At 54.4% G+C, this 23,290-nt stretch carries 20 protein-coding genes; 14 read left to right on the forward strand and 6 right to left on the reverse strand.

Annotated elements, in window-relative coordinates:
• Positions 1-6 precede the first annotated feature (6 nt).
• Entirely contained in the window at positions 7-990 is a 984-nt protein-coding gene (locus tag LQ945_RS01075; RefSeq protein WP_220496942.1) for an NAD(P)H-quinone oxidoreductase, read from the forward strand.
• Between the two features lie 75 nt (positions 991-1,065).
• Here LQ945_RS01075 and LQ945_RS01080 read toward each other — a convergent pair whose 3' ends face one another.
• Both LQ945_RS01080 and LQ945_RS01085 read right to left on the reverse strand, forming a co-directional pair.
• The gene (locus LQ945_RS01080) at positions 1,066-2,460 is read right to left on the reverse strand and encodes an MmgE/PrpD family protein (RefSeq protein ID WP_122079351.1); all 1,395 of its coding nucleotides are present in this window, start codon (positions 2,458-2,460) and stop codon (positions 1,066-1,068) included.
• Between the two features lie 15 nt (positions 2,461-2,475).
• Complete coding sequence (locus LQ945_RS01085; protein WP_269935596.1) at positions 2,476-4,011, reverse strand: MFS transporter; 1,536 nt, start codon at positions 4,009-4,011, stop codon at positions 2,476-2,478.
• Between the two features lie 169 nt (positions 4,012-4,180).
• Between LQ945_RS01085 and LQ945_RS01090 the strand changes: the two genes are divergently transcribed.
• Positions 4,181-4,789: a TetR/AcrR family transcriptional regulator gene (locus LQ945_RS01090; RefSeq protein ID WP_182825308.1), complete on the forward strand. Its 609-nt coding sequence runs from the start codon at positions 4,181-4,183 to the stop codon at positions 4,787-4,789.
• Here the strand turns inward: LQ945_RS01090 and LQ945_RS01095 are convergent.
• A complete protein-coding gene (locus tag LQ945_RS01095) occupies positions 4,764-5,933 on the reverse strand; it encodes an ABC transporter substrate-binding protein (protein WP_182825310.1) in 1,170 nt (389 codons plus the stop codon). The genes LQ945_RS01090 and LQ945_RS01095 overlap by 26 nt on opposite strands.
• Positions 5,933-7,969 carry a TonB-dependent siderophore receptor gene (locus LQ945_RS01100; RefSeq protein ID WP_270102085.1) on the reverse strand — a complete coding sequence of 679 codons (2,037 nt, stop codon included), beginning with the start codon at positions 7,967-7,969 and terminating at the stop codon, positions 5,933-5,935. The genes LQ945_RS01095 and LQ945_RS01100 overlap by 1 nt, the downstream gene beginning before the upstream one ends.
• A 245-nt stretch (positions 7,970-8,214) precedes the next feature.
• Here LQ945_RS01100 and LQ945_RS01105 point away from each other — a divergent pair, with 245 nt between their 5' ends.
• The 9 genes from LQ945_RS01105 to LQ945_RS01145 all read left to right on the forward strand — a co-directional run bounded on the left by LQ945_RS01105 (position 8,215) and on the right by LQ945_RS01145 (position 19,075).
• Positions 8,215-8,439, forward strand: a complete 225-nt coding sequence (locus tag LQ945_RS01105) for a hypothetical protein (protein WP_270102086.1) — start codon at positions 8,215-8,217, stop codon at positions 8,437-8,439.
• Positions 8,440-8,743: 304 nt separating this feature from the next.
• Positions 8,744-10,360 (forward strand): AMP-binding protein, encoded by a 1,617-nt coding sequence (locus LQ945_RS01110; RefSeq protein ID WP_122079355.1) that lies wholly within the window; start codon positions 8,744-8,746, stop codon positions 10,358-10,360.
• Positions 10,357-11,085: a thioesterase II family protein gene (locus LQ945_RS01115; protein ID WP_270102087.1), complete on the forward strand. Its 729-nt coding sequence runs from the start codon at positions 10,357-10,359 to the stop codon at positions 11,083-11,085. The genes LQ945_RS01110 and LQ945_RS01115 overlap by 4 nt, the downstream gene beginning before the upstream one ends.
• A gap of 44 nt (positions 11,086-11,129) precedes the next feature.
• A complete protein-coding gene (locus LQ945_RS01120; RefSeq protein ID WP_270102088.1) occupies positions 11,130-12,158 on the forward strand; it encodes a pyridoxal-phosphate dependent enzyme in 1,029 nt (342 codons plus the stop codon).
• Positions 12,159-12,192: 34 nt separating this feature from the next.
• On the forward strand, positions 12,193-12,750 hold the full coding sequence (locus tag LQ945_RS01125; protein ID WP_122079357.1) for an allene oxide cyclase barrel-like domain-containing protein: 558 nt from the start codon (positions 12,193-12,195) through the stop codon (positions 12,748-12,750).
• 41 nt (positions 12,751-12,791) lie between these two features.
• On the forward strand, positions 12,792-13,967 hold the full coding sequence (locus tag LQ945_RS01130) for an NAD(P)/FAD-dependent oxidoreductase (RefSeq protein ID WP_182825318.1): 1,176 nt from the start codon (positions 12,792-12,794) through the stop codon (positions 13,965-13,967).
• A 13-nt stretch (positions 13,968-13,980) separates the two neighbouring features.
• Complete coding sequence (locus tag LQ945_RS01135; RefSeq protein WP_270102089.1) at positions 13,981-16,866, forward strand: type I polyketide synthase; 2,886 nt, start codon at positions 13,981-13,983, stop codon at positions 16,864-16,866.
• A 15-nt stretch (positions 16,867-16,881) separates the two neighbouring features.
• On the forward strand, positions 16,882-17,919 hold the full coding sequence (locus LQ945_RS01140; protein WP_122079359.1) for a Glu/Leu/Phe/Val dehydrogenase dimerization domain-containing protein: 1,038 nt from the start codon (positions 16,882-16,884) through the stop codon (positions 17,917-17,919).
• Between the two features lie 58 nt (positions 17,920-17,977).
• Entirely contained in the window at positions 17,978-19,075 is a 1,098-nt protein-coding gene (locus LQ945_RS01145) for a hypothetical protein (RefSeq protein WP_182825322.1), read from the forward strand.
• Positions 19,076-19,149: 74 nt separating this feature from the next.
• On the opposite strand, the gene LQ945_RS01150 is transcribed toward LQ945_RS01145, so the two are convergent.
• Both LQ945_RS01150 and LQ945_RS01155 read right to left on the reverse strand, forming a co-directional pair.
• Positions 19,150-19,371: a hypothetical protein gene (locus LQ945_RS01150; protein ID WP_182825324.1), complete on the reverse strand. Its 222-nt coding sequence runs from the start codon at positions 19,369-19,371 to the stop codon at positions 19,150-19,152.
• A gap of 18 nt (positions 19,372-19,389) precedes the next feature.
• Positions 19,390-20,361, reverse strand: a complete 972-nt coding sequence (locus LQ945_RS01155) for a hypothetical protein (RefSeq protein ID WP_270102090.1) — start codon at positions 20,359-20,361, stop codon at positions 19,390-19,392.
• 235 nt (positions 20,362-20,596) lie between these two features.
• Here LQ945_RS01155 and LQ945_RS01160 point away from each other — a divergent pair, with 235 nt between their 5' ends.
• The 3 genes from LQ945_RS01160 (at position 20,597) to LQ945_RS01170 (ending at position 23,142) form a co-directional block, all read left to right on the forward strand.
• Entirely contained in the window at positions 20,597-22,093 is a 1,497-nt protein-coding gene (locus tag LQ945_RS01160) for a PAS domain S-box protein (RefSeq protein WP_182825328.1), read from the forward strand.
• A 130-nt stretch (positions 22,094-22,223) separates the two neighbouring features.
• Positions 22,224-22,475 carry a CsbD family protein gene (locus LQ945_RS01165; protein WP_044551167.1) on the forward strand — a complete coding sequence of 84 codons (252 nt, stop codon included), beginning with the start codon at positions 22,224-22,226 and terminating at the stop codon, positions 22,473-22,475.
• Positions 22,476-22,824: 349 nt separating this feature from the next.
• Complete coding sequence (locus tag LQ945_RS01170) at positions 22,825-23,142, forward strand: hypothetical protein (protein ID WP_020826922.1); 318 nt, start codon at positions 22,825-22,827, stop codon at positions 23,140-23,142.
• Positions 23,143-23,290: the final 148 nt, after the last annotated feature.

A 23,290-nucleotide genomic window follows, 5' to 3' on the forward strand; every position in this document is an offset into this window, starting at 1 on the left:
GAATATATGAATGAGATTGAAATAACCACGCCTGGCGGACCTGAAGTACTCAGGCTACGCAAGGCGTCGCTGCCGCAGCCTGGCCCTGATGAGATCCTGGTGAAAGTTGCCGCCGCAGGCGTAAACCGTCCGGATGTTATACAGCGGCAGGGGAATTACCCTATGCCCGACGGCGTCACTCCGGTGCCTGGCCTGGAAGTTGCCGGCAGCATTGTGGCTTTTGGTGACAACGTCACTGGGTTTTCAATCGGCGACAAGGTATGCGGACTGACCAATGGCGGGGGGTACGCGGAATACGCTTTGTTGCCCTCGACGCAATGCTTGCCGATTCCGGCAGGAATAAGCGTTATCGAGGCTGCCGCGATACCCGAAACGTTCTTTACCGTATGGGCTAATCTGTTCCAAATGGCTAACGCCAAACGGGGGGACAGCGTACTCGTCCACGGCGGCACCAGTGGTATCGGAACCACCGCACTGATGTTGTGCGAAGCGTTCGCAATAGAGTGTTTCGCCACCGCAGGCTCCGAGTCGAAATGTGCTGCCATAACCTCCCTTGGGGGAAAGCCGATTAATTATCGCACCCATGATTTTGCGTCCGCCATCCTCAACCAGACGCAAGGGCGCGGTGTCGATATTATTCTCGACATCATGGGCGCGTCTTACATCAAACCGAATCTGACAGCGTTAGCACGCGATGGCCGCCTGGTGGTGATAGGTTTTCTTGGCGGAGCCATCGCGGACGGCGTCGATCTGCAGGCGATGGCGCTTAAGCGCGCGACCGTTACCGGCTCGACCATGCGGGCAAGAACACCGCAGGAAAAGGCGCACATTGCTGCTGAACTTCGCCAGTACGTTTGGCCGCTGTTGGCTGCGGGTCAGTGTCGTCCGGTCATTCATCAGGTTTTCCGGCTTGAGGATGCCCCGCTGGCGCACGCCATGATGGAACGCGGCGATCATATAGGGAAAATTGTTCTGCAGATTGCGGACTGAGTTGTAAACGGGGCGGTTAACCGCCCTGATAGACCCCCTGCCGGCTTCGCAGGAAACTTGGCTGTGATGCTAATGCTATTCTGCGTCAACAGAATTACAGCTTGTAGCCAATAACTCGTCCAATGACGGGGCTTCGGCCAGGTTCTCGATACATGTCATGAGATGCCGGGCATTGTCACGTAATCCACGGCAAGGAGACTGTGAACAGCAACGAAGGAACTTAGCGCGAATATCCTGCATGTCTGCGGGATTTTCCGGCCAGCCGCGGCCAAACTCCGCCGCCAGCTTCAATGTCTCGCCTCGGTCGGGGGTGATATGAAGTTCAAAGCGGTCGAAACGGTCGAACGTGGGGCGCTCATGCACTTCGATGCGTTGTGCCAGCGCGACGACGGCGGGTTCGGTAGCGTATTCGGCGCTGAATTCACGCGCACTGGCGCACCCACGCAATAATGCATTGGCTATCACGTAACGCGCGCTGAATTGCGCGTCGATTTCCGCCGTTTTTTGCGGTTCATACTCCGCACCGCAGACCATACGCATGGTGGGCGAGGCGTGCAAAATGATTTTTGCCTGGCCGGGATCGGCTAATTGCCGGTGCGGGCCGGCATTCAACAGCGTCTCTGTCAGCGCCAGCAAAATGCTGCAATGGGGGTAAAGTTTAAAACAGGTTGCCTCTTCGCCTAGAAATGACACGCCCAACTGATGAGTCAAAGGGTGCAGATCGGGTTCTCCTGGCGCATACAGATTAAAAAAACCGTTTTCTCCGCTCAGCACCCGCTTGGGGCCACTGATGCCGGCTTGTGCCAACATAGCCGCTTCCAGAGCATGTCGCGCCACCAATCCTTGGCCGATGCGTACCGCCAGCGTTTTATCCTGATAATGCTGGAAAGTCCCGATACCAAAGTCAAATGCCAACCCAACGGCGTCGGTAAAGGCCTGACGATCGAGGCGCAGCAGACGAGAAGCGATCACGACGCCGGAAAACAAGCCCAGGATATTGGAATCGAAGCCACGATAGAAAAAGCCGTTAGCCTGAGCCGCAAGATTGATGCGTTGCGCAAAATCCTGCCCTACGGCCAGTGCGGCCAAAGTCTCCAATCCAGATGCGCCAGAAAGCTCCGCTGCCGCCAGTGCCACCGGCACGTCAGAAGAACTGGGGTGCCAACCGGGCGACAGCACGTCACAGTAGTCGAGTGCTCTGGCGCGCACCGCATTGACGAACGCCGCCTGCGGCGCCGCAAGCCGTTCTTCGCAGCCAATCAGCCGTGCTTCATGGCAGCCACTCCAACGCCTTGCCAGGGTCAAAGCGGCATCAACGCCGCTCTGTTCGAAGCCGGCGGCAAGACACCCCAGGTTATCCATCAGGCGTTTGCACTGAAACGCCAACACCGATGGGGGCACCATGCAGGCATCTACCTGTGAGGCAAAAGCGATCAGTTCTTCGATCGGATCGGGTTGTGTTCGCATCATTTATCCTCGCTCAAATTATTCTTGGGGTTTGCTCAGTGCGGCCGGCTGAGATGGGGCATGCACACGAAAACGCGGATGAAGCATGATCAGTAGCCAGACGGTCATGGCAATGCTGAGTAAACCGGCCCATAGCATCGCCACGCCAAAACCACCGGCAAAGGCGTTATGGGTTAAATCCAACAGGCGGTCCGCGCTCAACGGCGTGTTCGCAGTTTGCTGCTGTTCAATAATGGCCGCCCGGGCGATCGCTGAGGGATGCTCAACGCCTTGCGATTGCAAGACGAGGGTCAAAGAGCTCACCGCTTTCATGCTCATCAATGTGCCCAATAGGGCAATACCCAGAGTCATCCCCGTTTGGCGCAGCGCATTCATGGTGGCCGAGGCCATACCTGAACGCTGTGGCTCGACGGTGCGCATAACCAACGCGCTTGTGGCTGGCATCGCCAACCCCATACCCAGACCAAGCAAAGCCAAATAAAACGCGACGATGGCGTAATGAGAATTCGCCTGTAACTGCGTGAGCAGCAACAAGGCGATGCCGATTAGGCCGTAACCGGCGATCATCAATGAGTTGACGCTGAGTCGGGCAGAAAGCCGGCCAAAACAGGAGGCCGCCAGCGCCATGGCAAGAAACTCCGGTGCCATGCGCCAACCGGTGGCGGCAGGGCTCCACCCTTGAGCCTGCTGCAGAAAAAGCGAGACAAAGAAGACGCTGCTGTAAGATGAAAAGCCGAGGACGAAAGAAGCAAAGTTATAGCCAGTGAAGTCGGCTTTGCGAAACAGACTCAATTGCAGCAGGGGGCGTTTAACCTGGGTTTCCACCCAGATGAACAGGACGAATAGCGCTAGCGCGGCATACAAAGGGAGACGCGACTGCATACTTTGCCAGCCATGCTCTCCGGCGGCGATCAGGCCGTAGGTCAAGGCGCCAAGCCAAAGAATGCTTAACCCCTGGCCGAGTGGATCGAGAGCGGCATGCTCCGGATGCGCGCTCTCCCTGATCCCCCAACTGCCCAGTACCAGCGCTACGATCCCCACCGGGATATTAATCCAGAAAATGCCCGGCCAACCTGTGGTATGAACCAGTACGCCACCGAGTACTGGGCCGATCACCAGGGAAAGGGCATTGACCGATGACCAGATACCGATCGCTCGCGTGCGCTGCTGTTCTTCAGGGAACGCATGCGTCAGCAGAGACAGTGCGCCGGGGATGACGGCAGCGCCGGCAATCCCCTGAATCACCCGACCGGCCAGCAAGACGCTTAGGCTGGTAGCGAAGGCACAAAGGATAGAGCCAAGGATAAACAAGGCTACCCCATACAACCAAATACGTTTACGCCCAAAACGATCCCCCAAGGGACCGGAGGAGAGTATCAGCGCGGAAAGACAGAGTGCATAAGCGTCAACCACCCATTGCAAACCCGACATATCAGTCTGCAACGACTCCTGCATAGTGGGCAAAGCGACGTTAACAATGCTGATATCCAGCGAAGCCATAAAGGTTCCCAGACAAATGGCGGCGACCAGCGAGATCCTGCGCATACCGGACATAGAGTGGCTCCTTGAGTCATCGATGATGATAGTGAAAACTATTCTCACCTTATATTATGACTGACCGTCGGTCAATGGAGTGTTATTATTGATTTCACTGCCGCGGGTCATCTGGTCAATGGCGGCAACATTGGTTAGGATGGCCCCTGGGCTATAAGTGGACGTGAAGATGAAAACAAAAGAAAAAATGAAAGAATCGCAGCCGCGAACCAAACCTGCGGAAGTGCGTTTGGATGAGCTGATGGATGCGGCGCAAAAGCTGTTTATTGAAAAAGGTTTTGAAGCAACCACAATCAGCGACATCGTACGTGATGCGCAGGTTGCCAAAGGGACTTTTTACCATTACTTTCCGTCCAAAAACGAAATGTTGTCCGCATTGCGTATCCGTTTCACCACTCATTTTATTGAGCAAATTCAGCAAGCCATTGACGAATGCCCACAAGATGACTGGCTCGCGCGTTTACGTGCCTGGTGTGATGCCGGTGTGGCAACTTACCTGGAAGGCATGGAGTTGCATGACGCGTTGTATCACGATCATCATTATCACACCCGGGGCAATCAGGATCGTGATGCCGTGCTGGAACAAATCCTGACGATTTTGAATGACGGTGCCGCAGCCGGAGCCTGGCAATTGGAGAATCCGCACCTGACGGCGATTTTAATGTATCACGGCATGCATGGTGCGGTGGACAACGCCATGGTCTGCCCCGATGCCGATCGTAACGTCTTGGGCGCGGCATTGGCGAAAGAGTTTATGCGTTTACTGGGCTGTCGTTAGCCACGCTCCCGGAAAGATCCAGCGATACCCAGTAACCGGGTTGATAGGGAACCGGGAGATAACGCTCAAACAGCTTCGCAAAGGTCGTTTCGGGGTCAACCTCGTTAAACAACGAGGGGTGGAACCATTTTGCCAATCGTTCGATGGCGACAAAATTGAACGGATGATCGTAAAACGGATGCCAGATGGCATAGGCTTTGCCATGTTGTGCCGCCGCCAGAGTACGATAGGCAGGTCGTTGCATTAATTTTCGCAGTTGCCGCCTTGCCAACGTCTGATCTGCACCAGGCCCCAGGTTAACCCAATCGCCATTCGGCGAATATTGGCTCCAGTTGCTGCCGGTCACTACGATTTTATCGGGACGGGAAGCGATCACCGTTTCCTGACTGAGCGAACCATAGACGCCATGAATATACGCTTCGGCCAAATTATAGCCGCCGGCGATATCCACCATTTCTCCGTAATTCCCTTTGCCCCAAGACAAACAACAGTCGTCATACAATCCCGCAGCGCGCTCCATCATTATCCGCGGACGTGGGGGCGCATGTCGCGCCAGCGTCTCGGTAATATGATCGAGATGTTGTTGACGAAAGCGGATCAGGCTGGCGGCGCGAAGCGGGCTGTCGAACAGTTGTCCCATAATGGCCAGGCTTTTGGCGCTGTTGCTCATCAGGCCGATGCTCATATCGACAAATACCACCGGGATCCCTGCCGCCGTTAGCCTGCTCATCAGCCCGTTGGCCTCTATCGTCAGCCGGGTATTCAGGTTGAGGATCATCACTTCCGGACGCAGAGCAATTAACCTTTCCAAGTTGAATTGCATCTGTTGCACGCCGGAAAATGCCGGGAGTTCAGCCAATTCCGGGAAATGGCGGCAATAAAGGTGATAGCTGTCCAGATCGGCGGTGCGGAAATTATCACGCCACCCAACCAGTTTTTCGGCGGGCGAGGCAGGATTCAACGCCGCCACGGTATAAAATAAATTGCCTTCCGCTAAAAAAATACGTTTCAACGGATAACGCAAAATAACCTGGCGGCCGGCAATGTCGGTAACTACCTGGCTGTCTGCCTGCGCACGCAATGACTGCAGTGGGGAAAGTAACGCCAGCGCGGCCGCCGTCTGAATAAAATGACGCCTGCGCATTAAAAATACCAACTGACGGAGCCAACAATGGTGCGTTCTATGCCGATACTGCAATAAGGCGCGCTGGTGCAGCTGGCGACATAGGATTTATTAGTCAGGTTGTTGACCGTCAGGCCCAGCTCCAGATTGTACAAGCGGGGATCCCAGGCACCCGGCGTATAGCGTACGGAGAGGTCGCCAAGCCAGGTCGCGGGGACTTTAAAGCTATTGGCACCATCGGCCCAGCTGGAACCCAGATAGCGTGTCCCTGCGCCGACCAGCAACCCCTGCAACGGTCCTTTGTTAAAACGATAATCTAGCCACAGAGAACCGGTTTGGGCGGGCACACCGACCGGATGACGGCCCAATGTGTTATCGGTTGCGGAAGTCACGACATTATTCACCCAGGCATAAGCAAGCATCAGGTTTAGGTTGTCGGTTAAGGCCGCCCGCGACTCCAGCTCCACGCCGCGCGAACGCACTTCTCCGGTTTGGGTGTAGTAGCTGGGATTCAACGGATCGATGGTGTTCACATCGCGTTGGGTCAATTGATACACCGCCAGGCTGGTCATCATCGCGCTGCCAGGCGGCTGGAATTTTATCCCGGTCTCATATTGTGTCGAGTGGGTGGGTTTGAACGGCGCCCCGTTGGCGTCGGTACCGGTGAGCGGGTCGAATGCGGTCGATGTGCTGATCCAAGGTGCCAGACCGTTTTCCAAAGGATAACTTAGCCCGGCGCGGTAACTCCAGGCAGTGTCATTGGTTTGTGTCCGGGTGCTGGTCAAATTATTGTTAGTGCGCATTTGCGACCAATCATGACGCCCGCCCAACAGCAAATGCCAACCGTGCCACTGCATTTCATCCTGGCTGTAGATACCGACCCGGTTAAAACGCTGCGTGGTTGAGGTTTCAGAAGACGGCACGGGATCAAATGAAGGTCGATAATGGCTGGACCAGGGATCGAAGGAGACAGTTTGTGAAACCCACAGATCTTTATCGAACTTACCGGTTTGATAATCGATACCCGTCAACAGCTGATGGTCTAATTCACCGGTAGAAAATTGAGCGATGGCTTGATTATCCAACGCCAGACTGTCCGCCTGGCTGGGGGAGTCTTGATAGACTGCCGTCAAACTGCGTTCGTCCGCCGTGATAGCTCGAGTAAAGTCGCGTCTGACTGCAGAATCAACATGGGAGAAGCGCAGGTTTTGTTTTAACCGCCAGCTATCGTTCAATTGAAGTTCAAACAGAGAAGTCACGTCGTACTGGGTACGTGTAGAATGCTCATGAGCCGGATCGCTGTAATTCTTGTCGGTATCAATTTTTCCGCGAGGATTGGGTAATAACCCCAAGACCTGAGCCGGCAACGTGTTGTAATAACCTGATTTAGGTTCACGCAAATAATGCGTCAGCAAGGTCCAACTGGTGCGATCATTGGGCTGCCAGGTGATGGAGGGTGCCAGATAGAGACGCTCCTGCTTGGTGTCTTCGATTTGCGAACCGCGGGTCACGGCCAACCCATCAAAACGGTATAGCCATTGCTCGTTATCGGTTAACGAGCCGGTAGAGTCCAGGCTAAGTGAACGGGTGCGATAGTTGCCTATATCGAGCTTCAGTTGGTTAGACGCGAGGGCGGAAGGGCGTCTGGAAACCATATTAATTACGCCACCCGCGCCGCCCTGGCCGTAGAGCGTGGACGATGGACCATGCAGGACTTCAACGCTTTGCAGCCCCCAGGCCTCAATCTGTGGCCCCCAAATCCCAGTGTTGCCAATTACGCGCAATCCATCAAGATAATAATCTGCTTCAAAGCCGCGTATTCTGCCAAAGTCGACGCCGCTGGAGAAGGCGCCGAAGCGCTCTACGGAAACACCGGCACTGTAGCGAAGTGCTTGGCTTACGGTCCCGGCTGACTGTACGTCCATCTGTTGGCGATTAACTGCCGACACGAACTGCGGCACGGCTGTCAGCGGCGAGCGCGTCTTTGTCGCCACCTCAACCTGCTTGACGGCATACCCCGGCAGGGAGGCATCCGACGCCTGGTCGTTGGCCGTCACCAAAACTGATTCTTCAGCAGCGGCTGAAACCGCGAACGGTGACAATCCCAGCGCCAGCGTCCAAACGCAGCCACGGCGTGATCGGAATCCATTTATGTTTATCAAGACCTATACCTTAGTGAATGACGTTGATCGATGACAGCGACGGTGGGGCGCAGGCAATCAGGGTAGCGATAAAATACTCATTGACCGACTGACGGTCAATATGAATAATTATCAATACTATTTAGCTATTGGATAACATCATGATCACTTTTGAAGGTTTGCTATCCCTGTTGGCGGAGATTGGTGTCCCTGAAGATGTCCTGCAGCAGGCAGACGGAAGTTGGCAATTGCGGCAGGACCTGGCGTTAACTTCTGCTGAAACCGTTGCTCTGCAAACGCAGCTCAAAAATCGCTACAGCGCGACGCTCTCATTATGGGGTGCACGCGACTATTCATTAGATGAGCTTATTGCTGAAATGGCATAAGCAAATTTCATTTTTTGAGTGGTCAGCATAGGGTTGATTCAATGGGAGTTATTACGCCTGTCGAGAGTAGGAAACATAAATTCCATAAATAATTAACGTCAAACTAATTGACTGACGGTCGGTCGTAGTGTTTGATGGCGGGCAGAAAAAAAACAAAATGCTGTGAGTCCATTTTAGTTTTCATTGTGAGTCAGTGCAGGAGTGGGAGCATCGTCTGACGAGGTGCTTACAGGCTGTGTACTTAGCGAATTGCGATTGTGGAAGATACCAATCGAACAGTTAGTTAACTCATTATGGAGTCGCTATGGTTAGTGTTGAGGATTCGATCAATCAGCGTTTGTTGCGTTCCCTGCAACAAAATACCCAACGTCCTGCCCTGTTTGAAAATGGGGATGTTTACCACTACGGTTGGCTGAAGAATGCCGTTGCCTCTGCGGCAATGCGCATGCAGCAGTTGGGCGTAGAGAAGGGCGATCGGGTGGCCTACCAATTGCGTAACACCCGTGAAGCCGTGATCATCTTGCTTGCTACGCTGATGAGAGGTGCCATCCCCGTCCCCATATTACCCTCTTACCGAGAAAAAGAACTGCGGCACATTTTGCATTTAACCGCACCCAAAGTATTCGCTCTACAGCGCGGCAACCGTCGCTACAATCCCCTGGCTACCTTGCAGTATTTGTTTGATGAAGGTCTGAATATCGATGTTGTGCTGGTTGAGGATTACGAGCACACCGACCATGACTCACGTTATCTCAATTTGCAAAATTTCTGTGCCCCTTTGACGCCGGCTCCCGAGCTCCACGCCGTTGCCTTGTCTGCAGATGACACGGCAATCATGTTACTTTCAAGCGGTACTACCGGATTACCCAAGGCAATTGCCCGTAAAAACGGCGGATATAGCTACATGATTGAGTGCGGTTGCGATGTGTTCGTTTTGAACAACCACTCAGTGTATTTCGCGGCTATGCCGGTATCCCATGGTTTCGTTATCAACTGTCCCGGCATCCTGGGCACGCTCTCGCGGGGCGGCGCGGTGGCACTCGCCGATATGCCGTCAGCGGAAACCGCGCTGGAGGTCATTGAACGCTGTGGCGTTACGCACACCACGCTGGTGCCGGCCTTGCTGACGCAATGGAGTGAGTTGCAACAACGCTCTCCTTACAATATGACTTCGCTGTGGCATGTCCAGGTCGGCGGTGCCCGAGTTACGCAAGAGCTGGCGGCATCTTCATCGAGTATCCTCGGCATCACCTTGCAGCAATGTTACGGCATGAGTGAAGGACTGCTGTGCTTTAACGCGATTTCCGATGAAGACGAACTTCGTTTCACTTCACAGGGACGGCCACTCAGTCCGCATGATGAGGTGCTGATTGTTGATGAATATGGCCATACGTTGCCGGTGGGACAGTCAGGAGAACTGATCACCCGCGGCCCCTACACGTTAACCGAGTATTACCAAAACCCACAGGCCAATCGCACCGCTTTTACCCACGATGGTTTTTACCGCACCGGTGACCTGGCACACGTTGATCAGGCGGGTAACGTTTTTATTGACGGTCGGGTCAATGATGCTATCAACCGGGGGGGAGAGAAATTCTGCCCCAATGAGATAGAAGAATTGGCCGAGCAACATCCGGCGGTGATACGGGCGGCTTGCGTAGGCATGGACGATGCGCTGTATGGCGAAGTGCCCTGCCTGTTTGTTACCGTCGCCCATCCCGACCACTCGCTGACATTGGGTGCGTTAAGACGTTTCTTTGAGCAAGCAGGGTTAGCCGCATTCAAAGCGCCTGAAAAGTTGCTGATAGTCGAATCGATCCCGATGAAAGGCATCGGCAAAATCGATCGCCTGACGCTGCGGGAGATGCTACGCCAAACTCACCTTGCCAGTTCGGAGAAAACCGCGGGACTGAACTCATGACGCTATTACGCCAAAGCAACGGCTGCGTGCTCAGACTCAGCCGTCCACTCACCACGCCGGTAACGAAACAGCTGGTGGTTTTTCCGCATGCCGGCGGGGGGACCTCTTTTTATCAGTATTGGCGCGATCTGTTGCCGGACGAGACAGACCTGTTTGTTGTGCAATATCCCGGGCGGGAAGAGGCCCAGAATGTACCGTTTTGGACCACGGCTACCCAGGCGATTGAGGCCTGCAGTCACGATTTGCGCTCATCACTGGGTATCGCGCCCATGGTGATCTTTGGCCATAGCATGGGGGCTTTGCTGGCTATGCAGGTCGCTGGGGCATTAGCTGGCTCGCGCTTTCATTTCGAGACGGTACTATCGGCGCAGCGTGTCCCCTCTGAACTCCTGAGCTTACAGCATGAGCAGCAACGTCTGACCGTATTGGAAAGCATCGTGACCTTCAGTGAACGCAGCGGTTCTCTGGTGCTCGACGACATCACCCGGCCCATGGTCACCGGACTGATCCTGCAGGATTTACAATTACTGGGAAAATTGGCTGCCAAACCCTTACCCGGTCTCAGTCCGCGCATTTTTGGCGGCGATCAGGATCCGCTGGTTAACGCCTTATCACTGTTGCAATGGCAAGAAGATCTCCCCGGCAGCCAAGTGAGATTTTTCCCTGGCGACCACTTTTATTTTATGCAAGATAGCGCCGCTTTTTTACGTCAGCTAATGCAGTAACGTGCTGGCCCTTTGTTAACGTTATGGTCTTGAAGGAACATCTGATGAATTTTGAGCTGTTTAATCCACAGGATTGTGCACCGGACACAGAGAAAGCCTTTACCCTGTTTCCGCAACTGAAGAAATTCTACACCGGGTTGGGAAATACGCCACTGACCCCGGTGCCGTCGCCCGAAGGCAAAGCGACAATTCTCGCCAAGTTCGAGTTTAAAAATCCCTTTGGTTCCGTTAAGGATCGCACGGCGTTCGGGTTATTTTGCGATGCCATCAACCAGCATGATTTCAGCCGGGGTGAACTGAAATTACTCGACTCTTCGGGCGGCAACATGGCGAAGGCGTTGGCAAAACTGGGTGATATGTGCGGCATTGCCGTGCAGGTGGTCATTCCCGACTCTTCGCCGCAAGCGCTGATCGAAACGCTGGAAGGGGATAATGCCATTGTCACTTTGGTGGATCGTAATCAATTTCTGCTCGGTGTCATTGCCCGCAGCCAGCAGATTGCGCACGACGATAGCAGTTGGACGCTTTTGTCGCAGCATCTTAATCTGGTCAATACCGCCATGCATCAGTACCAGACCGGAGCAGAAATTCGTCGTCAACTCAATGGTACGCATGCCGACGGCTGGGTTTCTGCGGTGGGGACAGGGGGAACCTTATCAGGGGTAGCAGCGGCACTGCGCCAGGACAACCCTCAACTGGTTGTCTGGGGAAGCACCCCGCAAGAACTGCCGTATGGCACACTTTCTGCCCCTAATGGCGAAGCAAAATTTGCCGGTGCTGGCGGCCTGGGTTTCGGATTCCGCCAACCTTTTATCAGCAAGCTGATGCCACAAGAGCCGCCATTTAATCAGGTTTCCTACCGCGAAGCCTTATGTGCAATGCATGAGTTTTTCCAACTCACCGGCGTCAAGATCGGTGCCTCTTCCGCGGCTAACTGGAAAACGGCGTGGAAACTGGCGATGACTCTGGAGCGGGGACAGCAGGTCGTCACGTTGTTCGCCGATGCAGGCAGCGACGTTGAAAGAGAAAAAGGACGCGAGTGGTTTAAACAAAGCGAGGCGTTAACCGCGTAACAACGATGTCTTACCTTTAGCCAAGGATTACATAATGGAAATTATACAGGGCAATAATAATGTATTGTCCGAGTTAATTACGATCGGCGATCAAGTTCGTCAAAAAATACTCAGCGGCAATAAACCTGCGGATATTGAACTCGCGCTGCAAAAAAATGAGGGATATAACAATGTGACGGTAATATCTGCCATAGAAATGGCAAATATAACCTTCAATGCAAAAACAAAGAGCGGCCCTAATGTTGGTGATGCCAATTCGCACACCGACCAATTATTTGATGAGGAAGGGCGTGATCTGGGCACTATGACCGGAAGCGGTTGGAAAATAGCCTCATTGGCGGATGGCAGCGTGGTATCTTGGTATCACGAAACTGCGGAAACGCCGTTAGGAAGAATTGAAACCTCTGGCATCTGGAATTCCAGCGCTATCTGGGCAGGGCAATGGCAATCTCTGTTTGCCGCAGGTGTCAGTGGCGATGTCATGGGGAAAATCGGTGTTCGACAGATATACCAGGATATCCCGCGAGAAAAATACCTGACGTTGATAGTGCTTTTGCCTATCGACCAAATAAAAAGCTTAATTAAAAAATAACATTCACCCTATTTAAATAATCTCTATTGCAAGGGGTAGGTATGCACACGTCTGTCCAATGGGATGTCATTATTATCGGTGCCGGACCAATAGGCCTTTCCACGGCCTGGAATTATGCTCGTGATCACCGCGATCAGAAAGTCCTGGTGCTGGATCAACATCCACTGCTGACGCAATTGGCCGGCACCAGCGGGGAGGAACGCCACTGGCGCTTGCAATACTCGGAACTGGAAATATTCCGTCTCACGCTAGAGGCTGACAAATTATGGCGGCAGTTGGAGCATCAAGCCGACAGAAAGTTGATCCATCGCGTGGGAAGTTTGTGGTTTGGTGATGCAGATGTCTGGACCAATGAAGGGCAGATCCGCCAAACCATGACCTCGATGAATGATATGAATCTGCCGTATGAGCGGCTGACCATGGCAGAGATTGAGCGTCGGTACGGTTTTACCGGTTTGGACAGTAACTACGAAGGCTTTTTGCAGCGGGACGGGGGTGTCATCGATGTCAAAAGCACGCTGACGACTCTGTACTCACTGGCCAGCGAGGCCGGGGTGACGTTTCAGTTCCAGCAAGGGGTTAATACCATCGAGCCCGATGCCAGCGGCGTTACGGTGCTGACGTCTCAACAGCGCTACCGCGCTCGCAAGGTGTTAGTCGCCAGTGGTCCCGGAAGCAAAAAACTGCTGCAACAATTGGATATTGAACTGGCACTGTCTACCTTCGAAATGGCATGCATCAGCATGTTGCGTAGCCAACGATTGGAAGCCAATGACCCGTTTTGGTTTGCCTTCCAGGCTCCGGTTGAGAGCGACACCAATCTGTTCTACGGTTTCCCGCCCAACCCTTGGTCGATCAATGGGCTAGACCGGCTTGGCACGGATTTTGAGGTGGATCCTATAACCGAGGAAAACGCACCGAGTTACCAAGCCAACCCACACCATGTGGAACGGGCGCTGGAGTTTGCCCGTCGTCATATGCCCTTCCTGGAGCCCGATCGTCAACACTCGGCGTCAAGTTGTTTGGCTGTCCTGCCCAGCAATCCCTCACGCCAGTTTTATCTCGACAGTGCTCGGGGCCGTTGCCACGGGGGCGAAAACCTGGTGGTTTCGGCGGGCGGTTGGGCATTCAAGTTCACCCCGTTGATGGGACAGATTTGTGCCGATCTGCTGGCTGAGCGTGAACCTCGCTGGGATATCAGTGCATTACGTTTCTAACCGGGAGGATGCTATGCAGCAGGTGAACCACCCTGAACAGCAGGTTGCCTTGGTGGGCATGGCCTGTCGTTTTCCTGGGGCCGAAGATATCGATAGCTGGTGGCATAACCTGATCAATGGCGTTGAGTCATTGGTTCGGGTCGATAAGGTGGATATTGCCGCTGATAACGGGCAATACGTGCCCGTCGCGGCACCCTTGTCTGGTGACGTGACTCGCTTTGACGCGGGTTTCTTTGGCCTGAGCGCTCGCGAGGCGTTACTGATGGATCCGCAGCATCGCTTGTTTCTGGAATGCGCATGGCACGCACTCGAAGATGCCGGCGTGACGCCAGGGGATCTTGTCGATACCGGGCTGTTTGCCGGCTGCAGCAGCTCCGATTATTTACGTCAGGCGCAGCAATCGGCACTGTTTCAGCAGTTGGACCCTTCTGCATTCGAGCAGCAAATTGCCTGCGACAAAGATTACCTCACCAGTCGAGTGGCCTGGCATCTGGGCATCGGGGGGCCGGTGTGCAATGTGCAAGCTGCCTGTGCCACTTCACTGGTGGCGGTTTACGAGGCCGTTCAGGCGTTGCGAAGTGGGCGTTGCCGTTTGGCATTGGCCGGTGCCTGCACGCTGCGGATCCCGCAAAGGGAAGGCTACTTTTCCCAGCAAGGCATGGTGTTTTCAACCGATGGCCATTGCCGGCCTTTTGCTGCGGACGCCAGCGGTACGGTATTCGGCAGCGGCGTTGCCGTGGTGGTCCTGAAGCGCCTGCAGGACGCGCTGACGGACGGCGATGAAATTATCGCCGTGATTCAGGGGGTGGCGATGAATAATGACGGCGCGCGTAAAGTCAGTTTCACCACCACCAGTCTGCACGGTCAGCAACGTCTGTTAAGGCAGGCGATGGACGATGCGCGTCTGGAACCGGAGGATTTTCGCGCCATCGAAGCTCATGGCACAGGAACGCTGGCCGGCGATCCTATTGAGTTTGAAGCACTTAATACCGTTTTCCGTGAACGGACTGACCAACGAGGTTTTTGCGCAATCGGTGCAGTAAAAGCCAATGTCGGTCATTTGGAAACCTGTGCGGGGATGGCAGGGCTGATTAAGGCAGCGCTGCAAATCCGCCATGGGTGGATCACGCCACAAATAAATTTTTCTCGCGCAAATCCGGCGATCCCGCTGAATGATAGCCCATTTGAATTTCTTGGCTCAGCGCAACCCTGGTCAGCAAACGACAGGCGTCATGCCATTGGCGTCAGTGCCTTCGGCATTGGCGGAACCAATGCGCACGTGATTCTGACTCGACCACCACAAAGGACCAGGCGGCGTGAAGCCAGTTCGTCACTGATGGCCAACGTGGTGCCGATCAGTGCGCAGTCCGAACAGGCCTGGCACCGTTTGGTCAAACGTTACCTGCAGCTTCCGGCTGCGGCTGACAATGTTCAACTGGCATGGAGTGCGCAGAGTGGCAGAAAGTCTTTGCGCTACCGCGGCACGCTGCAAATCGATGAAGAGGGCATATTGAGCGTGAAAGAAAACGTTGCAGATATCGGTAAAGGGCGTCTCAACGTGGTTTTCCAGTTCCCCGGTCAGGGCAGCCAGTTTATCGGTATGGCCAGAGAATTGATGACGCAAGATGCGGTATTCCGTGATCTGATGGCCGAAAAGCTGCGCATCCTCAATCAGCATGCGGGGCTGGACATCTCCAGCCTGTTTAACGGCGAGGCGGCACCGGAAACCATCAATAACACTGCCGTTACGCAACCGGCATTGATAGCGGTTGAAATTGCCTTGGCCGAACTGTTGATGCATTACGACATTAAACCCGATTGGGTACTGGGGCACAGCCTCGGCGAAATTGCCGCCGCATGGGCCGCAGGTGCCTTTTCTTCAGAGGCTGCGTTGGTATTTGCGGCCCAACGTGGGCGGCTGATGGCATCGCTTGCGCCGGGCATGATGTTAGCCGTGGAGTTGAGTGCTCAGCAGTGCCAACCCTGGCTCAATGCGGATATTTCACTGGCGGCGGCAAACAGCGAAAACGGTTGTGTGCTCTCGGGCAGTCAAACCGCAGTCAGTGCCTGTGAACAGGCACTGCGCGCAGAAGGTATTCGTTGCAAAGCCTTGGCCGTTTCCCATGCCTTCCATTCGGCCCTGATGGATCCGGCGCTAAACGATTTGGCAGCTATCGCGCCGGAGCCAAACGAGAGCGCACCTGCTGCACGTTATATTTCCGCACTGCTTGGCTCGGAGATTAGCTTGTCGGAAATGGATGCGCATTATTGGGCTCGTCATGCCCGAGAACCTGTGGCCTATCACCTTGCGTTGCAGCAAATTCCGCAGCGAGGCAAAACGTTGTTTATCGAGGTTGGGCCAGGGTCGACACTTACGGCGCTGGCCGCGCAACTTAAGTCGGCAGGGGCTACCACGGCAGTACGCACGTTGCCCCGGCGCGATGAAGCACAAAGTGAAAGTGCGGTTTGGTCGCAGGCATTGCAAAAAATTTGGCGCGCCAGCGTCAACATCAACTGGCAACGGCTGTGGGCATCGCCGCCGTCACGTATCGCGTTACCTATGTATCCCTTTGATCCCACCCAGTGGTGGCTGGGCGAGCATGACCTGCATGGGCCGGACGCCGAGAGAAACGCGACTGCCGCAACGGACAAATCTGATCCCACCATGGAAAGCGTCTGGCGTATCTGGGCCAGCGTCACGGGATTGCGACCCGACTCAAATCACTGTGATTTTTTTGACGCCGGCGGGCAATCGCTGATGGCGCTGCGTCTGATTGCTTTGATCGAGCAGGAGTTTGCTCAGGTTATCAGCATGGCTGACTTCTTACGACGCCCCACACCATGGGGGATAAGGCAACATTTAGAACCGGTTGGAGCAGTTGAGCAAAAATCCAATTAAACAGGATGGCAAATTATGTCAGTAACCAATGCATTGCTGAATACGCGTAATCACTATCAGGTTGAGACGGTTGAGGTTGATGACGAGACTTCATTTACCCTGGCCTATTCATCACAAATAAAGCTGTTGCCGGCCAATGGCGGTATTCGTTGGCGAGCCTATGCTTCGCGCCAACTGCAGGAAGAAGAGGCGATCATGTTGGCCCAGCGCATGTCACTGAAACATGGCCTGTATAACACCGGTTTCAGCGGCGGGAAAATTGTGGTGAACAGTAAACGCTCACCTAAAGAACAGCCTGCCGTGCTGGAAGCGATTGGTGAATTGCTCAATCGCTATGGTGGTACCATGTTTACCGGCTGCGATATTAATACCGGCAACCGGGAAATGGACTATCTGCGCCAGTTTACCCCCTGGATCCTCAATGCGATGGACAGCCCTCAGGTGGATACTTCGGTCGCAACCGGTTATGGCGTCTGGAGCTCAATCAAGAAGGTGTTGATACTCCGCTTAAATCATCTTTCCCGAGCGCGAGTGGCCATCCATGGCATGGGAAAAGTGGGATCCGAGGTCGCAAAACAGTGCCTGCTGTTCGGCTGTGAGGTGGTGGGCTACGACATCAATCCCGCAGCTGTTTTCCCGGACGGTGTCCAACGCGTTACGGAAGATCAACTTTTATGGCAGCCAAGCGATGTGCTTTGCATTGCCTCACTTTCCGGCATTTTAACGTTAGAAAACGTTGAATTGCTGAATACACGTTGGGTGATCAGCAGCGCCAATTCGCCATTTGGCAACCTTCAGGCTGAACAACGCTTATTGGCACGGGGCGTTCATTACTTGCCCGATTATGTCAGTAACGCCGGGGCGGTGATTTGCGACAGCATTGAAATGGCCTTTACCGAGCGATACAACCAGATGAATCAGGAGCAGGTCAATGCCTACGTTCATTCGGTTATCGGCGCCAAAACGGAGGAGCTGCTGCAACGCGCCCATTTGTTGGATTGTGATGTCGGCCGATTGCTGCAACCGATAAAGTCAGCGTTGATGGTGGCGTAAAATCTGGCAGGGTGGTGAAAGCCATCCTGTCTTTAACTTTTATGGATCCAGTGGATAAATGATTATTATAAAAGACGCTTTGCGCAGCCGGATTGAATCTGAATCACAGGGGCGTCGCACGGTGCTATATACCGCCAGCGGGCAACCAAATTATATGTATGTCATGCCACGCTTCACGTTGGATGAGGTGGCTTCAGGCCTGGGGCAGGCGGTGCATCCTGCGTTTGTCGTCAATGGTAAAGAGAAAAGTGAATTTTTTTACGGGTGTTATCCCGGCAGCCTACACCACGGTGAGTTGCTCAGTTTGCCTGATGAGGAACCTGCCAGTTGGCTTGATCTGGCGGCGTTCCGGCAGGCGGCCGCTCGCAATGGCGCAGGCTGGCATCTTGGCACCAATGCGGAATGGGCCGCCTTGATGTTCTGGTGTCGTCATCATCAATGGCTGGAGCAAGGTAATACCGACTATGGCCGATCGGTTCAGAACCACGATCAAATCGGCCGCCGTCTGGATGGCGCGCCCGCAGGGGAGCAGCAGGGGCAGCCGACTACCCTTAGCGCGTCAGGCCCTGCGGCCTGGTACCATGACGGCTCCGTTAACGGTATTGGCGATCTGTGCGGCAACCTGTGGGAATGGCAGCTGGGGCTGAGGCTGATAGCGGGAGAAATCCAAATTTTGCCGGACAATGACGCGGCGATGCCGTGGACTGACGAGACGGAAGCGCGCTGGCGGGCGATAGATCTGGACACCGGTTTGCTGCTACCTCCCGGTGCGGAAAATTCGGCGAAGTTTGACGCATCAACACCGAAACGCGACGGAAATGCCGGAGTGCCGGTGATTAACGCCCGCATCCATAACTTTAACGGCGATCCGCAGGATAATGGCTACCCACCGGGCTTGATGGACGCGGCGTTTGATCAAATTGAACTAAAAGGCGGTGCTGCAGCCCCCAACCTGCTAAAAATTCTTGGCATCATTCCACACCACCGCAGTGAAGATGGCGACCAGGTTTATCTTCGTAACTATGGCGAGCGTATTTTGATGCGGGGTGGGGCCTGGTATTCAAACACCGCCGCCGGGATGCGAACCCTGTGTCTAAGCCATGGACCAAAACATGCCAGTGCGACAGTCGGCGCCCGACCGGTCTGGTGTTTGTAGAACTCGCGACAGAGTTCGAGCAGGATAAAAACCAACCCGCGCTTACCGGCGCGGGTTGGTTTATGCAGCAGGGTTTATGATTTCGCGTCACCGATATCCATCGGCCTTTGTTTACGAAGCAGGTGCAGCAGCAATGACACGCGCCGCTCTGTCCGTTCCGGCGTGTCCGGTGGCAAGTTATAGCGCAGAGTGTAACGCTCATTTTTTTCATTGAAGAAATCGATCACAAGCACCGGGACCGAAGCACCCACCACTTTTCGATAGTTCAATGAGATGCCTGACAGCCTTCTATTCATTGAAACATCCATTTTCCATCAGCTCACAACCAGAGGACGACGGGTAGACATGGCGATGCGGCCGATGCCAAAACTGAGCGCCGCGCCCAGCAGCAGGATCAACAATGAACCCCATGCCGCGCGTGATACCTGTTTGGCCGCCACTTCTGCCGCTTCGCGGGCTTTTTGCTCGGCCTGCGCCTTAAGCTGCTCGACCTTTTGAACGGCCTGCTGATAAGCCTGGGCATAGTTGTCTACGATCTGGGTCGCTTCTGCACGGCTCTTGCCTGTACGGGCCGCCACGATATTCACCAGCGCATCCTTATCTGCCGCATTCAGGGTTGGTTCACCGGATTGCTTGACGCGTTCAAACCATTGCTTGAGCTCTGCCGCCGCCTGGGTTGGGTCAGTGGCTGCATCCGTAGCGGTTTGCTTACCATCAGCAGTGACGTTATCGCTCTTTTGTTCCAGCTTGGACGGGTCCAGTTCGGCCTTGCCGGTTTGCTTAAGAGTGGTGGTTAACTGGTTTTCCAAATTCCCCCAGTCCAGGCTGATGCCATTCTTGTCCAACTGCTGTTTGACGTTTTCGCCAATGCCCGGCGCTGCGGCCGCAATACCGTTGCCAGCCAGAGAGAGCCCCTTGCCGACGGCGGTACCGGCCAGACCGACCACGCCGCTCGCGACCGAAATCACCAGCCAGGTTGTCAGTAATGTGGTCACTGCCCAGCTCAACAGACCATGCAAACCGCCACGGTTTGGCGCCGTTCTGCCGGCTACAAATGCACCAGCCGCCAGCGAGACCAGGGTAGTGACAAACAACCAGATCCCGGTGCCCATGCCAAAGCCACTAAGAGGATTGCCCTCATGCAGCGGATCCACGGCCGAAGCGCCGATGGCCGTGCCCAGCACGCTAAGTATCAGATAGGTCACCAACGCCATGGCACTCCCGGCCAATACCGAACCCCATGAAACGTGAAACGCAAAGCGATTGGATTCATAGACAGTGGTCATTGTTATTCCTTATATTGACTAAACAAGTGGTTGTACGCACAGCACAGGGCCGCGCCGACAGAATCAGTCTGCCGCTTGGCACCACTGATCGTCCCGGTTCATTTGCACCGATAAAGCTAGTGCATTCACACCCCGCGAATGCACCTGTTACGCACTATGCTGTTGGGAACAGCGCCACTATTTGGCACTGCGATCGCCGTCAGGCGGCCAGGCCACTTCGTCTTTTGGAGAAAACATGAGTCAGTCCATCCTTGCCAACGAAACTAACCGTAGCCAGCTACAACAGATCATCTCAGGGTTGTCCGAAGGGGTGATCCTGGCCGAGGTCGACCAGACCATTCTGTGGGCTAACGAGGCGGCACTGAGCATGCATGGGCTGAGTAAACTGAGTCAATTGGGGGCGACTGGTCGTGAGTATGGCGAGCGCTTTGCCTTGCGTTATCGCAACAATCACCCTTTGACGCCGGAACAGTATCCGATTAACCGGGTCGCCAACGGTGAAACCTTCAGCGACGTGCTGGTCGAGGTTCGGCCGGTCAATGAATCGGAATACCTGTGGGTTCACCGTTTACGCAGCCTGGTGATCACCGATGGTCAAGGGCAGCCTGAATTGCTGGTTTTGATCCTGAGCGACGCCACCGAGTGGGCCAGTGCCGAGCAGCGCTTCGAAAAGACCTTCAACGCCAACCCGGCACCGGCGGTGATCTGTAGCCTGAGCGACCTGCGCTATATCAAAGTCAATCAGGGGTTCCTCGATATGACGGGCTACACTCGCGATCAGGTGATGGGCACTTCGGTGTATGCGCTGGATGTTCTGGAACAGGCGGAACGCAAGGAGCAGGCGGTGCAATTGCTGAGCGAAGGGGCGACCATTCCGCAGATGCAGGCCGAACTGAAACTGCCGGCCGGCGGAACCAAGCTGGTGATCGTCGCCGGCCAGCCGCTGGACATCAATGAAGAAGATTGCATGCTGTTTACCTTTACCGATCTCGAACCTCGTCGCAAGGCAGAGTCGGCGTTGCGCGAGAGTGAAGAGCGATTTGCCAAGTCCTTTCGTCTAAGTCCGGTGCCCACGCTGGTGTGCACGGCGGACAAGCAGCGGGTGCTGGATGTCAATGAAGCCTTTATGAAGACCACCGGCTACGCCGCCGAGGAGTTAATCGGCAAGACGGTCGAAGAGATCAATGTTATCGATGGGCAAGGGGAATGCCGGCGCTTGTTTGCCACGTTGGAAAAAAACGGCAACGTCGAGAATCAGGATGTCAAAATACGCAAAAAGGGCAATGAAATCATAGACTGCGTGGCGTCAGCGGATGCCGTGAGCCTTCAGGATGCCCGCTGTTATCTCCTGGTATTGATGGATATTACCGAACGCAAACGTTCTGAGCTTGATCTGGTGGCTGCCATCGAAGAAGTGATGCAAGACGCTTCCTGGTTCAGCCAGACATTGCTCGAAAAACTGGCCAATGTAAAAAGTATCAATAAGCCTAACCTGGCGGGTTTTTCCTTCACCGATCTTACCGCCCGCGAGCGCGACGTATTGGGGTTGATTTGTGAGGGGCTGCCGGACAAAAAGATCGCCGCGCGCCTCAATCTTGCCCCGAATACGGTGCGTAATCATGTGGCTACGGTCTATTCCAAACTCGATGTCCACAGCCGTAGCGAAGCCATCGTCTGGGCCAGAGAGCGGGGGCTGTTTGCCGGTGAACGATCGTCCAAAAATGGAAAGTAGGGTGCAAATGCACTGGTCAATCCCCTGCAAATTGACCTTATGAGCGGTTCGTCAACGGCTTACTATCGAGAGACAAGGTAGGCATTTGCACCAGGCAAGTGCCGAAACAAACCTCACACAGGAGTGCAGAATGAACAGCGATAAAATCAACGGCGTGATGGATAAAGTGGTAGGCAAGGCGCAGGAAGTAACCGGTGATGTTACCGGCGATGAGCGTTTGCAGGCTGAGGGATCTACCCGCTATGTTGCCGGTGCATTACAAGAAAAATATGGCGATGCTGTCAGCTGCGTCAGCGATCTGGTCAAGAAGAAACCCCTCACTACGGTAGCGATTTTTGCCGGCGTGAGCCTGTTGGCGGGCCTGCTGCTACGTCGCCGCTAAAGCTTTTGATTGACTGACGACCGCAAAAAAACCAGTGCCTGACTCGCCCGCACCCTGCGGGCGAATGCTTTCCCCGCACCGCTGCACATTGTATTTTGTGACAAAAAAGCCTCTTTTACTCCCCTTCGTTTTTTGCGTCTGAGCCATAGGTTCTATATATTTATTAACAGGCACTGAATAAAGATGCGAATATCAGCCCGCATTGTGCATCAGTGGCCAGTATAATCAGTTTGCAAAGATGTTGACGGAACATGTGCTTTCGGGAGCAGAGTAAAGGTCAGTGAGGAACCTATTGCCTCTTGATGTTGCAACCGAGCAGACAACGACTCACAGGTTACGAGGAACTATCATGCATAAAAGAACACTGGCGTCATTGCACTACGATAAAATGCCTTACGATGGGGTGTATTACCATATTCTGAAACGCGAGGCACATGGGCACACGGCGCTGTTGAAACTTGATGCTGGCAGTCACCAGTCAGCCCGCCTGCATCCGGGCTGGGTCAAACTGATGGTCCTGTCCGGTGAGCTTAAGATCGGCGATCAAACCCTGCAGTCCCATGAAATGTTTATGATCCCGGCCAATACCGCCTATACCGTGGATGCTCTCACAGAGGTTTACTGTCTCGCCATTTCCGAACTGGATGGCGTGGAGTTGGCCCGCTAATTCTTTTTCTGCCAGCCTGCCGAACACCGTGCGCAGGCGACGATCCCACTCTATTTTTTAGACCTGTCTATCACGGGCCAACCTTGTTGGCCCATCAACGGGTGCTATCTGGAAGAGAGCAAGTTATAAAACCAGGTGACGTTGTCAC

It is taken from the genome of Serratia liquefaciens (genome assembly GCF_027594825.1).
GTDB lineage: Bacteria > Pseudomonadota > Gammaproteobacteria > Enterobacterales > Enterobacteriaceae > Serratia > Serratia liquefaciens_A.